At 60.7% G+C, this 13,090-nt stretch carries 14 protein-coding genes; 10 read left to right on the top strand and 4 right to left on the bottom strand.

The window, feature by feature from the left end; translation table 11 throughout:
• Window positions 1-57 precede the first annotated feature (57 nt).
• Complete coding sequence (locus HU715_RS19225; RefSeq protein WP_186706309.1) at window positions 58-789, bottom strand: HugZ family pyridoxamine 5'-phosphate oxidase; 732 nt, start codon at window positions 787-789, stop codon at window positions 58-60.
• Between the two features lie 164 nt (window positions 790-953).
• Here HU715_RS19225 and HU715_RS19220 point away from each other — a divergent pair, with 164 nt between their 5' ends.
• Window positions 954-1,712, top strand: coding sequence for an SDR family oxidoreductase (locus HU715_RS19220; protein WP_186706310.1), 759 nt, complete (start codon window positions 954-956; stop codon window positions 1,710-1,712).
• 128 nt (window positions 1,713-1,840) lie between these two features.
• On the opposite strand, the gene apbC is transcribed toward HU715_RS19220, so the two are convergent.
• The gene (gene apbC, locus HU715_RS19215; RefSeq protein ID WP_186706311.1) at window positions 1,841-2,935 is read right to left on the bottom strand and encodes an iron-sulfur cluster carrier protein ApbC; all 1,095 of its coding nucleotides are present in this window, start codon (window positions 2,933-2,935) and stop codon (window positions 1,841-1,843) included.
• A 299-nt stretch (window positions 2,936-3,234) separates the two neighbouring features.
• Between apbC and metG the strand changes: the two genes are divergently transcribed.
• The 8 genes from metG (at window position 3,235) to HU715_RS19175 (ending at window position 10,021) form a co-directional block, all read left to right on the top strand.
• A complete protein-coding gene (gene metG, locus HU715_RS19210; RefSeq protein ID WP_186706312.1) occupies window positions 3,235-5,280 on the top strand; it encodes a methionine--tRNA ligase in 2,046 nt (681 codons plus the stop codon).
• 129 nt (window positions 5,281-5,409) lie between these two features.
• On the top strand, window positions 5,410-5,982 hold the full coding sequence (locus HU715_RS19205; protein WP_186706313.1) for an Rnf-Nqr domain containing protein: 573 nt from the start codon (window positions 5,410-5,412) through the stop codon (window positions 5,980-5,982).
• Window positions 5,979-6,986, top strand: a complete 1,008-nt coding sequence (rsxB, locus tag HU715_RS19200) for an electron transport complex subunit RsxB (protein WP_186706314.1) — start codon at window positions 5,979-5,981, stop codon at window positions 6,984-6,986. The genes HU715_RS19205 and rsxB overlap by 4 nt, the downstream gene beginning before the upstream one ends.
• Window positions 6,973-7,959, top strand: a complete 987-nt coding sequence (locus HU715_RS19195; RefSeq protein WP_186706315.1) for an RnfABCDGE type electron transport complex subunit D — start codon at window positions 6,973-6,975, stop codon at window positions 7,957-7,959. The genes rsxB and HU715_RS19195 overlap by 14 nt, the downstream gene beginning before the upstream one ends.
• Window positions 7,956-8,567, top strand: a complete 612-nt coding sequence (locus HU715_RS19190) for an RnfABCDGE type electron transport complex subunit G (protein ID WP_186706316.1) — start codon at window positions 7,956-7,958, stop codon at window positions 8,565-8,567. Before HU715_RS19195 ends, HU715_RS19190 begins: the two co-directional genes overlap by 4 nt.
• Window positions 8,560-9,093: an Rnf-Nqr domain containing protein gene (locus HU715_RS19185; RefSeq protein WP_186706317.1), complete on the top strand. Its 534-nt coding sequence runs from the start codon at window positions 8,560-8,562 to the stop codon at window positions 9,091-9,093. The genes HU715_RS19190 and HU715_RS19185 overlap by 8 nt, the downstream gene beginning before the upstream one ends.
• Window positions 9,090-9,728 (top strand): endonuclease III, encoded by a 639-nt coding sequence (nth, locus tag HU715_RS19180; RefSeq protein ID WP_186706318.1) that lies wholly within the window; start codon window positions 9,090-9,092, stop codon window positions 9,726-9,728. The genes HU715_RS19185 and nth overlap by 4 nt, the downstream gene beginning before the upstream one ends.
• A gap of 107 nt (window positions 9,729-9,835) precedes the next feature.
• A complete protein-coding gene (locus tag HU715_RS19175; RefSeq protein ID WP_186706319.1) occupies window positions 9,836-10,021 on the top strand; it encodes a PA3496 family putative envelope integrity protein in 186 nt (61 codons plus the stop codon).
• 55 nt (window positions 10,022-10,076) lie between these two features.
• Here the strand turns inward: HU715_RS19175 and HU715_RS19170 are convergent, their stop codons facing one another.
• Complete coding sequence (locus HU715_RS19170; RefSeq protein ID WP_186706320.1) at window positions 10,077-10,703, bottom strand: response regulator transcription factor; 627 nt, start codon at window positions 10,701-10,703, stop codon at window positions 10,077-10,079.
• 466 nt (window positions 10,704-11,169) lie between these two features.
• On the opposite strand from HU715_RS19170, the gene HU715_RS27540 reads away from it, so the two are divergent.
• Complete coding sequence (locus tag HU715_RS27540; protein ID WP_346343468.1) at window positions 11,170-11,655, top strand: hypothetical protein; 486 nt, start codon at window positions 11,170-11,172, stop codon at window positions 11,653-11,655.
• Between the two features lie 89 nt (window positions 11,656-11,744).
• Here HU715_RS27540 and HU715_RS19160 read toward each other — a convergent pair whose 3' ends face one another.
• Entirely contained in the window at window positions 11,745-12,962 is a 1,218-nt protein-coding gene (locus HU715_RS19160) for an argininosuccinate synthase (RefSeq protein WP_053124536.1), read from the bottom strand.
• Window positions 12,963-13,090: the final 128 nt, after the last annotated feature.

Genomic DNA, 13,090 nt, shown 5'->3' with positions numbered 1-13,090 from the left:
CCTCTACGCAAGAATGCCTTGCTATGAAAACCTAAATGACGTCGACCTTTCGTGAATTCAAGCGTCGGCCTCGGCATTTTTTGGCCATTGCTCGGCGTGAGCCAGGTAAACCAAGGCTTCGCGTACTTGTGTCGGCGTGTTGCAAGGCGTTGGAAACGCCAGCCAGTGCAAGCCCTGCCCGATACGCAGGTGCATGCCTTCGCTGTCGATGCCCACCAGTTGCGCCGGTTCGCTTTTCGGCAGGCCGGCGAGCGTCACGTAATGGGCAATGGCCTTGGCGTGATCGGCGTTCATGTGCTCGATCATGCTGGCTTCGGCCTTGCCGGCGAAGGGATTGGCCAGGGTGAGCGAGTCGATCCAGTGAATGGCGCCGAAGCCGCCGATGTAGCGATGGCGCACCGGGTCGAGCACCCAGAAATCGAAATCGTGGGCCTTGTGGTAGTTCTGCGAGTCAGGGAAATAGCGGTAATAACGCTCGGCGGCCGCCTCGATGGCGGCGCTGTCTTCGAGTTTCCGGGCCTCGGCCAGGTAAGTCAGGCGCCCGACGGCCTGCACATCCTCGGCACCGCGCTCGCCCACCAGCATCGAACACTTGGGGTCTTTTTGCAGATTGTGCGTGTGCTGGGCAATGCGGCTGATCAGGATCAGCGGCCGGCCTTCTGCGTCCAGGCAATAGGGCACGACGGAACCGAACGGAAAACCGGGCATCGATTTGGAATGCGTGGAGAGCATTCCACGGTATTCCTTGAGCAGCAGTTCCCGGGCATGCTTGGCAGCTTCAACGCTCAATTTATGACTCCTTTTATAAAAACCGTCTAGAAAACGGTCAGGCGAGTGGAGTAATGTTCCGGTACACCTAGGGGACGATTCTCGTATGCAGTCGGGCTACACCGTCGCGAATCGAGAGGCCGCCCAAAGGGTCCCCTCCACCGCTGCGCCATCTGGACATGAGAATGCAACTCACTGACAAAGTAATCATTATCACCGGCGGTTGCCAGGGCTTGGGTCGCTCCATGGCCGAGTATTTCGCGGGTAAAGGCGCGAAGCTGGCCCTGGTGGACCTCAACCAGGAAAAACTCGACCAGGCGGTGGCCGCCTGCGCGGCCAAGGGCGTCGAGGCCCGTGCCTACCTGTGCAACGTCGCCAATGAAGATCAGGTGATCGACATGGTCGCCCGGGTGGCCGAGGACTTCGGCGCGATCCACGGCTTGATCAACAACGCCGGGATCCTGCGCGACGGCCTGCTGCTCAAGGTCAAGGATGGCGAAATGACCAAGATGAGCCTGGCCCAGTGGCAGGCGGTGATCGATGTCAACCTCACCGGTGTGTTCCTGTGCACCCGTGAAGTGGCGGCGAAAATGGTCGAGCTGAAGAACAGCGGCGCCATCATCAATATCTCGTCGATCTCCCGCGCCGGCAATGTCGGCCAGACCAACTACTCGGCTGCCAAGGCCGGCGTGGCCGCAGCGACCGTGACCTGGGCCAAGGAGCTGGCGCGCTACGGCATCCGTGTCGCCGGCATCGCACCGGGTTTCATCGAAACCGAGATGACCCTGGGCATGAAGCCCGAGGCCTTGGAAAGAATGACCTCCGCGATCCCGCTCAAGCGCATGGGGAAACCCGAGGAAATTGCCCATTCGGCGGCGTATATCTTCGAGAACGATTACTACACCGGTCGGATCCTGGAGATGGATGGCGGGATGCGGATCTAAACCCACTGCATAACCCAATGTGGGAGCGGGCTTGCTCGCGAATGCGCTGGATCAGTCAACTTATTCGTTGAATGACACACTGCATTCGCGAGCAAGCCCGCTCCCACAGGGGATTGTGTTTCAAAGCATCAATCGTCGCTGACAGTGATGTTCGGCATCGCCGGCATGGCCGCTTCCTGCAACACGATCCGCGCGCCCACGTGGCGGGCCAGTTCCTGATAGACCATGGCGATCTGGCTGTCCGGCTCGGCGATGACCGTCGGTTTGCCGCCGTCGGCCTGTTCGCGGATCACCATCGACAGCGGCAGCGAAGCCAGCAATTCGACGCCGTACTGGGTCGCCAGTTTTTCCCCGCCACCTTCGCCGAACAGGTGCTCGGCATGGCCGCAATTGGAGCAGATGTGCACGGCCATGTTCTCTACCACGCCCAGCACCGGGATGTTCACCTTGCGGAACATCTCCACGCCCTTGCGCGCGTCCAGCAGGGCCAGGTCCTGGGGGGTGGTGACGATCACCGCACCGGCCACCGGGACTTTCTGCGCCAGGGTCAGTTGGATATCGCCAGTGCCCGGCGGCATGTCGATCACCAGGTAATCCAGGTCGCCCCACGCGGTTTGCGTAACCAGTTGCAGCAAGGCACCGGACACCATCGGCCCGCGCCAGACCATCGGCGTGTTGTCGTCGGTCAGGAAGGCCATGGACATGACTTCCACGCCATGGGACTGCAGCGGCACGAACCACTTCTGATCCTTGACCTGGGGCCGGGTGCCCTCGGCGATCCCGAACATGATGCCCTGGCTCGGACCGTAGATGTCCGCATCGAGAATCCCGACCTTCGCCCCTTCACGGGCCAGGGCCAGGGCCAGGTTGGCGGCGGTGGTGGACTTGCCCACGCCGCCCTTGCCCGAGGCCACGGCGATCACGTTCTTGACGTTCGCCAGCCCCGGCACCTGGGCCTGGGCCTTGTGCGCGGCGATGACGCTGGTGACTTGGACGCTCGCGACAGTCACGCCGTCCAGGCCTTCGATCGCCATTTGCAGCATCTGCGCCCAGCCGCTCTTGAACAGGTCGGCGGCGTAGCCGATTTCCAGCTGGACGCTGACGCGATCGCCCTGGATGTCGATGGCGCGCACGCATCCGGCGCTGACCGGGTCCTGGTTCAGGTAGGGGTCGGTGTACTGGCGAAGGACGGTTTCCACCGCTGCGCGGTTGACGGCGCTCATGGGCAACTCCGATAGCAAGACTTGAAAAACAGGCCGCTATCCTACGCCGCGCGTGCTTTTGTGGCGACCCGATTAAGGGCGACGAACGCTCTTGTGGCGAGGGAGCTTGCTCCCGCTCGGCTGCGCAGCAGTCGCAACGAGGCTGACGCTGCCGATACGCCAGGGCGTAGAACCATTTTGGGGCGGCTTCGCCCCCCAGCGGGAGCAAGCTCCCTCGCCACAAACAGGCCAGTGGGGTGAAATATATTTCCCGGCGCTTTATAGTGGCCGACCTCCGTTTCATCAAGTAGCCGAGCCCCATGTCCGAGCCACGCAAGATCCTCGTCACCAGCGCCCTGCCCTATGCCAATGGTTCGATTCACCTCGGCCATATGCTGGAATACATCCAGACCGATATGTGGACGCGCTTCCAGAAACATCGCGGCAACCAGTGCATCTATGTCTGCGCCGACGACGCCCACGGTTCGGCCATCATGCTGCGTGCGGAAAAGGAAGGCATCACCCCGGAACAGCTGATCGCCAACGTCCAGGCTGAACACAGCGCCGACTTTGCCGAGTTCCTGGTGGACTTCGACAACTTCCACTCCACTCACGCCGAAGAAAACCGTGAGCTGTCGAGCCAGATCTATCTGAAGCTGCGTGACGCCGGGCATATCGCCACCCGTTCTGTCACCCAATATTTCGATCCGGAAAAGAACATGTTCCTGGCCGACCGCTTCATCAAGGGCACCTGCCCGAAATGCGGCACCGAAGACCAGTACGGCGACAATTGCGAGAAATGCGGCGCCACCTACGCACCGACCGACCTGAAAGACCCGAAGTCGGCGATTTCCGGCGCCACCCCGGTGCTCCGGGATTCCCAGCATTTCTTCTTCAAGCTGCCGGATTTCCAGGCGATGCTGCAAACCTGGACCCGCAGTGGCACCTTGCACGACGCGGTGGCCAACAAGCTCGCCGAATGGCTCGACTCCGGCCTGCAAGAGTGGGACATTTCCCGCGATGCACCGTACTTCGGCTTTGAAATCCCCGGCGAGCCTGGCAAGTATTTCTACGTGTGGCTGGATGCGCCCATCGGCTACATGGCGAGCTTCAAGAACCTGTGCGACCGCACGCCGGAGCTGGACTTCGACGCGTTCTGGGGCAAGGACTCCACCGCCGAGGTGTATCACTTCATCGGCAAGGACATCGTCAATTTCCATGCGCTGTTCTGGCCAGCGATGCTCGAAGGTGCCGGTTTCCGCAAGCCGACCGCCATCAACGTCCACGGTTACCTGACCGTCAACGGGCAGAAAATGTCCAAGTCCCGCGGTACCTTCATCAAGGCCCGGACCTACCTGGACCACCTGTCGCCGGAATACCTGCGCTACTACTACGCCGCCAAGCTCGGCCGTGGCGTCGATGACCTCGACCTGAACCTCGAAGACTTCGTGCAAAAGGTCAACTCCGACCTGGTGGGCAAGGTCGTCAACATTGCCAGCCGTTGCGCCGGCTTCATCCACAAGGGCAACGCCGGCGCCCTGGTCGCCGGTAACGCCGCGCCGGAACTGACCGACGCCTTCCTGGCGGCCGCGCCCAGCATCGCCGAAGCCTACGAGAGCCGCGATTTTGCCCGCGCCATGCGCGAAATCATGGCCCTGGCCGACCGCGCCAACGCCTGGATCGCCGACAAGGCCCCTTGGTCGCTGGCCAAGCAGGAAGGCAAGCAGGACGAAGTCCAGGCCATCTGCGCCCTGGGCATCAATCTGTTCCGCCAGTTGGTGATCTTCCTCAAGCCGGTGCTGCCGCTGCTGGCCGCCGATGCCGAAGCGTTCCTGAACGTTGCGCCGCTGACCTGGAACGACCACCAGACCCTGCTGAGCAACCATCAGTTGAACGAGTTCAAGCCGTTGATGACCCGTATCGATTCCGCCAAGGTCCAAGCCATGATCGACGCCTCCAAGGAAGACCTGGCCGCCAGCCAGACCGACACTGGCGCCCCTGCCGGCAACGGCGAACTGGCCAAGGACCCGCTGTCGCCGGAAATCGATTTCGATGCCTTCGCCGCCGTTGACCTGCGCGTGGCGCTGATCGTCAAGGCCGAAGCCGTCGAAGGGGCCGACAAGCTGTTGCGCCTGACCCTGGACATCGGCGACGAGCAACGCAACGTGTTCTCCGGCATCAAGAGCGCCTACCCGGACCCGGCCAAGCTTGAAGGTCGGTTGACGATGATGATCGCCAACCTCAAGCCGCGCAAAATGCGCTTCGGCATCTCCGAAGGCATGGTGATGGCGGCGGGCCCCGGCGGTGAGGAAATCTACCTGTTGAGCCCTGACAGCGGCGCCAAGCCGGGCCAGCGGATCAAGTAATACGACTCCCGCTGCACCGATCCCACAGTCGCCTCGCAGGTGGCTGTGGGATTTTCATATCTGGCCCACGCGCCCGGCGTGCCGGATAATGCCTAATCTTGTAACAGGCCCCTCGTCACCAACACGCCCATGACCGAAATCCTCCTCACGCTGTTTAGCGCTGCCCTGATCAACAACCTGGTGTTGCACTGGCCGCTGGGCGTCGATCCACTGCTGGCGGCCAGCGGCAGAAAGCAGGTGCACGCCTTGGGCCTGGCGACGACGTGCTTGATGCTGGTCGTCGGCACCCTGGGCTACCTGATCGAACATGGGCTGTTGACGCCGACAAACCTGGTGTCGCTGCGCCTGTTGGCGTGGCTGTCCTTGAGCATCTTGCTGATCGCCCCCTTGCTGCGCCTGCTGGCGCGCTGGCTGCCGACCCTGCCATTCGATGGGCTGTGGCCGCTGTTGCTGGGCAATGCCGGCGTACTGGGCGTGACGCTGCTCAACAGCCAGGATGATCGAGGCCTGGGCCACGCCATGGCCCTGAGCCTGGGTGCCGGGCTGGGTTTCTGGCTGGTGCTGAGCCTGTTCGACGATTTGCGCCAGCGCACCTCCAATAACGCTATTGCCCTGCCCTTTCGGGGCCTGCCGATTCAGTTGATCAGCGCCGGACTGATGGCGGTGGTCTTTCTCGGATTGCGCGGGCTGGTCAAGACATGAGCCTGATTCAACGTATCGATGCCCTGCTGCCGCAAACCCAATGCGGCAAATGCGGCCACCCAGGGTGCAAGCCCTACGCCGAAGGCATCGCCCAAGGCGAGCCGATCAACAAATGCCCGCCCGGTGGGCGCGAAACCATCGCGGCCCTGGCCGAGCTGATGAAAATACCCGTGCTGGAACTGGACACCAGCCGCGGCGCGGCCCCGGCGCAAATCGCCTTTATCCGCGAAGCCGAATGCATCGGCTGTACCAAGTGCATCCAGGCCTGTCCGGTGGACGCGATTGTTGGCGCGGCCAAGCTGATGCACACCGTTCTCATCGATGAATGCACAGGTTGCGACCTTTGCGTAGCGCCCTGCCCGGTCGATTGCATCGAGATGCACCCCCTGCCAATGGCGACCGTGCTGCCGATTGTCGGTGGCCTGGCCTTCAGTACCGATGAGCTACAGGCGCGAACCGCCAAGCGCAACCACGCCAGACGTCGCTTCGAACAACGCAATGCGCGCCTGCGCCGCGAAGAAGAACAGCGCCAGGCGGAGCGCTTGGCCCGTACCCACAGGGCGGCGCAGGCCAAGGAGCAGTCGCTCGACCCCGTACAAGCCGCATTGGAACGCGTACGCGCGCAAAAAGCCGCCACCGCCGATGCCGCCTTGAAAAAAGCCAAGATTGACCTGGCCATGAGCCGGGCGCAATTGAACAAATCCTTGAAAGCGTTCGGCCATCCGCCGACCTTCGAGCAGCAGTCGCAACTGATCGTGCTGCAACGCCAGTTCGAAGCCGCCGAGCAGGCCCTGAGCCAACTGGAAAACGCCGCACCTGCGGTCACCGCGCCCCCGGCACCGGCGCAAAACGCCGAGCTGAAGCGGGCCAAGATCCAACTGGCGATGCGCCGCGCCGAACTCAGCAAAGCCCGGACGGCCGCGGTGTCGGATGAACAGTTGCAGGCGCTGGAGCAAGCGGTGAAGGATGCCGAACGCCAGGTGGACGCCCATGCCGCTTCCTGAGCCGGTGGACGAACGGCTGCGACCAGCGATGATGCAAGTGTTGCTGGCGACGCTGCCCGGCGTGCTGGCGCTGCTGTGGTTCCAAGGCTGGGGCGTGGCGCTCAACCTGCTATTGTCCGGCCTCACCGCGCTGGCGGTCGAAGCGTTCGTGTTGCGTGTGCGGCAGCGACCACTCAAACCCGAACTGAACGATGGCAGCGCGCTGGTCAGTGCCACGCTGCTGGCCCTGGCCTTGCCGGCGTATTGCCCCTGGTGGCTGACCGTCACGGCGGCCGCCTGCGCCTTGCTGTTCGGCAAGCACCTGTGGGGCGGCGTCGGCAGCAACCCGTTCAACCCGGCGATGCTCGGATACGCCTTGGTGCTGGTGGCGTTTCCCGCCCAGATGAGTCAATGGCCCGCGCCCCACGGCATGGGCCTGCTGGAAGGTTTGCAACAAGTGTTCGGCACTCATCCGGCGCCCGATGCCTGGGCCGGGGCGACCGCCTTGGACAGCCTGCGGACCAACACGAACCTGACCATCGATGAACTGTTCGGCACCGATCCGGCGTTCGGGCGTTTCGGTGGTCGAGGCGCCGAATGGGTCAATCTGGCCTTCCTGGCAGGCGGCCTGTTCCTGTTGCAGCAACGGGTGTTCAGTTGGCATGCGCCGGTGGGCCTGCTGGCGAGCCTGTTCATCATCAGCCTGTTGTGCTGGAACGGGTCGGGTTCCGATTCCCATGGTTCACCGCTGTTTCATCTGTTCAGCGGCGCGACCATGCTCGGCGCCTTTTTTATCGCGACCGAACCTGTCTCGGGGCCCAAGACCCCGCTTGCCCGGCTGCTGTTTGGTGCGGGCATGGGACTGCTGATCTACCTGATCCGAACCTGGGGCGGCTACCCGGACGGCGTGGCGTTCGCCGTGTTGCTGATGAACCTCGGCGTGCCGGCACTGGACCGATTCGCCGAGGCGCGACAACGGCGGCCGCTAACATGAAGAATCCCGGCGGCGTGGCAATCCTGGTCCTGTTGATTGGCCTCGGTAGCGGTGCCACTTACCTCACGCAGCTCGGCACGACCGGGCGCATCGAGGCCCAGCGACAGATGCTGGCGAACAAGACCTTGCTCGAGGTACTGCCCACTGCCCGCTATGACAATCAGCCGTTGGCGCACCCCGTTTTCACAACCTCGGTAACCTTGGCCCATAGCACGCTGCTGGGCGGTTACCTGGCGACCCGCAACGGCCAGCCCAGCGCCGTGCTGCTGCGTAGCCAGGCGCTGGGTTATGAAGGCAGCATCGAATTGCTGGTCGCCATCGATCCACATGGCCGGTTGCTGGGGGTCAAGACCCTGCGCCAAGCCGAGACGCCCGGGTTGGGCGCGGCGATTGCCGGCTGGCCGAACGCCTGGTTGCAGACCTTCACCGGCAAATCACGCCAGGCGCCTGACGACAGCGGCTGGGCCTTGAAAAAGGACCAGGGTCAGTTCGATCAATTGACCGGCGCAACGGTGACGTCCCGGGCGGTGCTCCAGGCGGTTCATGACGCGTTGCGTTATTTCGACGAGCACAAGGCCCAGTTAACGGGAGTGTCTGCGGATGAATAAGCCATGGGGCCTGACACGCGGCCTGCTGCTCGTCCCGTTGGTTGGCGCTAGTCATTCATTAGTCGGCGCACTGGCGCTATGGCTGGCCTGGACGCTGATTCTCTCCTGCCAAGGCTTGGCAATGGGGCTTGTCCGGCAGCGCCTGACGTCCGGGCAAAGGCTGCTCGCAGCCATTGTGCTGGCCACCACCCTGGCCACCTGTACAGGCTTGCTCATTCAGGCCTGGGCGCTGGAACTGTATCAACCGCTGAGCCTGTACATGGGCTGGATCGCCCTGAGCTGCGTGGCGCTGGAGCATGGTGGGTTCTTCGTTGAGTCTCGCCTGCTTGTGCGCCTGCGGCTGGTTGGGGTGTTCGGCCTCTTGATGATCAGCCTGGGCGCCATCCGTGAACTGATCGGCAGCGGCCTGCCCCTGGCCTTGCTCGCTCCTGGCGGGTTCATTCTGCTCGGGCTGCTGCTGGCGGCCCGACAGGCTTGGACGGCTGCCAAATCCCCTTCAACCCTCGAGGAAACGCCGCGCCCATGAACGCCGCAAAACGCCTGGAAATATTCCGTCGCTTTCACGAAGACAACCCGGAGCCGAAAACCGAACTGGCCTATTCCTCTCCGTTCGAGTTGCTGATCGCGGTCATCCTGTCGGCGCAGTCCACCGACGTCGGCGTCAACAAGGCCACGGCCAAACTGTTCCCGGTCGCCAATACCCCAGAGGCGATCCATGCCCTGGGCGTCGAAGGGTTGTCCGAGTACATCAAGACCATCGGCCTGTTCAACAGCAAGGCTAAAAACGTGATTGAAACCTGCCGCCTGCTGATCGAGCGCCACGGCAGTGAAATCCCCCAGACCCGTGAAGCGCTGGAGGCCCTTCCAGGCGTCGGTCGCAAAACCGCCAACGTCGTGCTCAACACCGCGTTTCGGCAGTTGACCATGGCCGTCGACACCCACATTTTCCGCGTCAGCAACCGTACCGGGCTGGCCCCCGGCAAAAACGTGGTGGAAGTGGAGAAGAAGCTGATGAAATTTGTCCCCAAGGAATACCTGCTGGACTCCCATCACTGGCTCATCCTCCACGGACGCTACGTCTGCCTGGCCCGCAAGCCCCGCTGCGGCAGTTGCCGGATCGAAGATTTATGCGAATACAAGCACAAGACGTCGGACGATTGAGGCGCTATTGCTTTTCTCGATCCATCGATTGAAAAAATCTTTTTTACCCGCTCGTGGTTTATCGATATAAGGAGCGCCAATGGCAGTCTTAGCCTGGAGTCGAACCCATGAGTGCTGGCAAAGAACAACTGGATGTAGAAGACGAATTCACCGCCGCTGAAGCCGACGACGTCGAACCTGTGGCCGTGCCGGAAGTGGCGAAAACCAACCTGAGCAAGCGGCGCACCATCGATAACCTGTTGGAAGAGCGTCGTTTACAGAAGCAACTGGCCGAATACGACTTTGATCTCTGACACGTAAAAGCCTCCCCGATGGAGGCTTTTTACTGAGTACGCGTGACCTGAAGCCTCACACCAACCCATTGCGCTGCGCCAGTTCGATCAGGTCGACCAGCGAACGGGCATTGAGTTTCAATAACAGGCGCGTCTTGTAAGTACTGACGGTCTTGTTGCTCAAGAACATGCCATCGGCGATTTCCTTGTTGGTCTTGCCGCGCGCCAGTTGCTGCAAGACCATCATTTCCCGCCCCGATAACCGATCAACCATATCGGACTCACTGGCATTACCCAGGCTCGATCGCACCGTGTGCAGTGCCTGGTTGGGAAAGTAACTATAACCGGACAGGACTGCCTTTATTGCACTTAATAACTCAGTAAGGTCCTGTTGCTTGCAAACATACCCGGCCGCCCCCGTTTGCATGCAGCGCATCGAAAAATGTCCAGGCGCCTGGGAAGTCAGCACCAGCACTTTCATTGGTGAAGGAATGGCCGCCAAACGGGCAATAACCTCGAGCCCGTCCAGCTTCGGAATGCCGATATCGAGAATGACGATGTCGGGCATAAGTTCACGAGCAAGTTGTAGCGCATCGACGCCGTTGTCGGTTTCGGCAACGACCTCATATCCATGACGCTCCATCAGCAAACGTACAGCAAGACGAATGACGGGATGATCATCCACGATCAGCACTTTATTCATGGGCAAATCCAACTTCGCTGTTCGAATTTTTAGAGCACGCACAATAGCCTAGTCATTTCTACCTTGGCATACTGCCCCCCCCTGACCGCTCGCACCGAGAGACAGAACCTACAAGCTATACAGAAATTTCCAACAAATCCTGGCAGGAAAAATGTGTCCTGAATTTTTTTCAGAGAAAGATCGACCTCACCAACACTCCGGTATTCCCCACGAATAATGCGCTCTTTCACCGCCCCGCCCGTCGCGGACTGACCGTCGGAACGCTCTTTATTCATAAAGAGTAACTGAATTGTTTGCTGTTAAAACTTACTCACCTCACTTCAGCAACAGAAATTCATATATAAAAGACGCTCAGGTGCCTGACATTAAATGCCAGCATCCCTGACAGTTATCGCGACACCTTATTATCACAAAACACTCTTTTTCACTTTACTCACCGAGCATGAATATCCCATGAGCATTAACCATGAACAAACCTTTGAAAACCATCACCAACCCCATGACCCTTATCGCCATATTCGCAACGTTATCCGAAACTTCCGCGGCGATTTCCCTGCCGTTCCTGGATGATCAGGATCGCGAGTATTACCTCTGGTTCCTGATCAGCTTTCCGTTTTACCTGTTGCTGCTTTTTTTCATCACACTCAACTTCAATTATCGCTCCTTGTATTCACCTTCGGATTTTCGCAAGAGCAAACACTTTATAAAGACCATGGATGACACGACCGGTCGGCGTAAACGAATGCTGCGCCAGACGGGCAAGGAGCTACGACTGCTGCTGATAGGCCTGCATCGACACAGCCGTGAATCGCCGGACACCCTGTGTACCTTATGCAGCCAATCCCAGCGCTTGATCGAGACCTGTCGAACGGAGCATTCAAGGCACGCCGGCATCGTCGTGTACATCATCTACAACCAGACAGATCTTGCAGCCCACGGGCAGGATAAATGAGCCATCGGGTACGAACCTGCGGCATGCACAAAAAAAGAGGACAAAAAAACGGCCTGCTCAAGGCAGGCCGTTTTTTTGGGTAGCCAAGGTCAGAACAGCTTGCGACCCTTGTTCGCGGCGATGCGCATGCGCAGTGCGTTGAGCTTGATGAAGCCGGCGGCGTCGGCCTGGTTGTAGGCACCACCGTCCTCTTCGAAGGTCGCGATGTTGGCATCGAACAGCGAGTCGTCGGACTTGCGCCCGGTCACGATCACGTTGCCCTTGTACAGCTTCAGGCGTACCACGCCGTTCACGTTGGTCTGGGAAGCATCGATCATCTGTTGCAGCATCAGGCGCTCAGGGCTCCACCAGTAGCCGGTGTAGATCAGGCTGGCGTACTTGGGCATCAACTCATCCTTGAGGTGGGCCACTTCGCGGTCCAGGGTGATCGATTCGATCGCCCGGTGGGCGCGCAGCATGATGGTGCCGCCCGGGGTTTCGTAGCAGCCGCGGGACTTCATGCCGACATAACGGTTCTCGACGATGTCCAGGCGACCGATGCCGTGTTCGCCGCCGATGCGGTTCAGGGTCGCCAGCACGGTGGCCGGGCTCATTTCCACGCCGTCCAGTGCGACGATATCGCCGTTGCGATAGGTCAGTTCCAGGTACTGCGGGGTATCTGGGGCCTTCTCCGGGGAGACGGTCCAACGCCACATGTCTTCTTCGTGCTCGGTCCAGGTGTCTTCCAGCACGCCGCCTTCATAGGAGATGTGCAGCAGGTTGGCGTCCATCGAGTACGGAGACTTTTTCTTACCGTGGCGCTCGATCGGGATCGCGTGCTTCTCGGCGTAGTCCATCAGTTTTTCGCGAGACAGCAGGTCCCATTCACGCCACGGGGCAATGACCTTCACGCCCGGCTTGAGGGCATAGGCGCCCAGTTCGAAACGTACCTGGTCGTTGCCTTTGCCGGTGGCGCCGTGGGAAATGGCGTCGGCGCCGGTTTCGTTGGCGATTTCGATCAGGCGCTTGGCGATCAACGGACGGGCGATGGACGTACCCAGCAGGTACTCGCCTTCGTAAACGGTGTTGGCGCGGAACATCGGGAACACGAAGTCGCGGACGAATTCTTCGCGCAGGTCATCGATGTAGATCTCTTTGACGCCCATGGCCTGGGCCTTGGCGCGTGCAGGCTCGACTTCTTCGCCCTGCCCCAGGTCAGCGGTGAAGGTCACCACTTCGCAGTTATATGTGTCCTGCAGCCACTTGAGGATCACCGAAGTGTCCAGGCCGCCGGAATACGCCAGAACGACCTTGTTTACGTCCGCCATGCCATCACTCCACGGGTTGTACGGAAAGCCGGGAAGTCTAACGTCCAGCGCGGATAATTTACAGAGGCGCGACAGCTTATGACGACGAAGCGACAGATTATGTCGACTGCGCGACGATGCGCGCAGGA

It is taken from the genome of Pseudomonas zanjanensis (assembly GCF_014268745.2).
Classification (GTDB): Bacteria; Pseudomonadota; Gammaproteobacteria; order Pseudomonadales; family Pseudomonadaceae; genus Aquipseudomonas; species Aquipseudomonas zanjanensis.
Note: the sequence above shows the minus strand (reverse complement) of the source record. Positions and strands in the feature narration are given on the sequence as shown.

Coding starts and splice junctions, on each gene's coding strand:
- HU715_RS27540 (WP_346343468.1), top strand. CDS start 11,170: ATGAACAAACCTTTGAAAACCATCACCAACCCCATGACCCTTATCGCC.
- HU715_RS19185 (WP_186706317.1), top strand. CDS start 8,560: ATGAATAAGCCATGGGGCCTGACACGCGGCCTGCTGCTCGTCCCGTTG.
- rsxB (WP_186706314.1), top strand. CDS start 5,979: ATGAGCCTGATTCAACGTATCGATGCCCTGCTGCCGCAAACCCAATGC.
- HU715_RS19190 (WP_186706316.1), top strand. CDS start 7,956: ATGAAGAATCCCGGCGGCGTGGCAATCCTGGTCCTGTTGATTGGCCTC.
- HU715_RS19175 (WP_186706319.1), top strand. CDS start 9,836: ATGAGTGCTGGCAAAGAACAACTGGATGTAGAAGACGAATTCACCGCC.
- apbC (WP_186706311.1), bottom strand. CDS start 2,935: ATGAGCGCCGTCAACCGCGCAGCGGTGGAAACCGTCCTTCGCCAGTAC.
- HU715_RS19205 (WP_186706313.1), top strand. CDS start 5,410: ATGACCGAAATCCTCCTCACGCTGTTTAGCGCTGCCCTGATCAACAAC.
- HU715_RS19160 (WP_053124536.1), bottom strand. CDS start 12,962: ATGGCGGACGTAAACAAGGTCGTTCTGGCGTATTCCGGCGGCCTGGAC.
- HU715_RS19170 (WP_186706320.1), bottom strand. CDS start 10,703: ATGAATAAAGTGCTGATCGTGGATGATCATCCCGTCATTCGTCTTGCT.
- nth (WP_186706318.1), top strand. CDS start 9,090: ATGAACGCCGCAAAACGCCTGGAAATATTCCGTCGCTTTCACGAAGAC.
- HU715_RS19220 (WP_186706310.1), top strand. CDS start 954: ATGCAACTCACTGACAAAGTAATCATTATCACCGGCGGTTGCCAGGGC.
- metG (WP_186706312.1), top strand. CDS start 3,235: ATGTCCGAGCCACGCAAGATCCTCGTCACCAGCGCCCTGCCCTATGCC.
- HU715_RS19195 (WP_186706315.1), top strand. CDS start 6,973: ATGCCGCTTCCTGAGCCGGTGGACGAACGGCTGCGACCAGCGATGATG.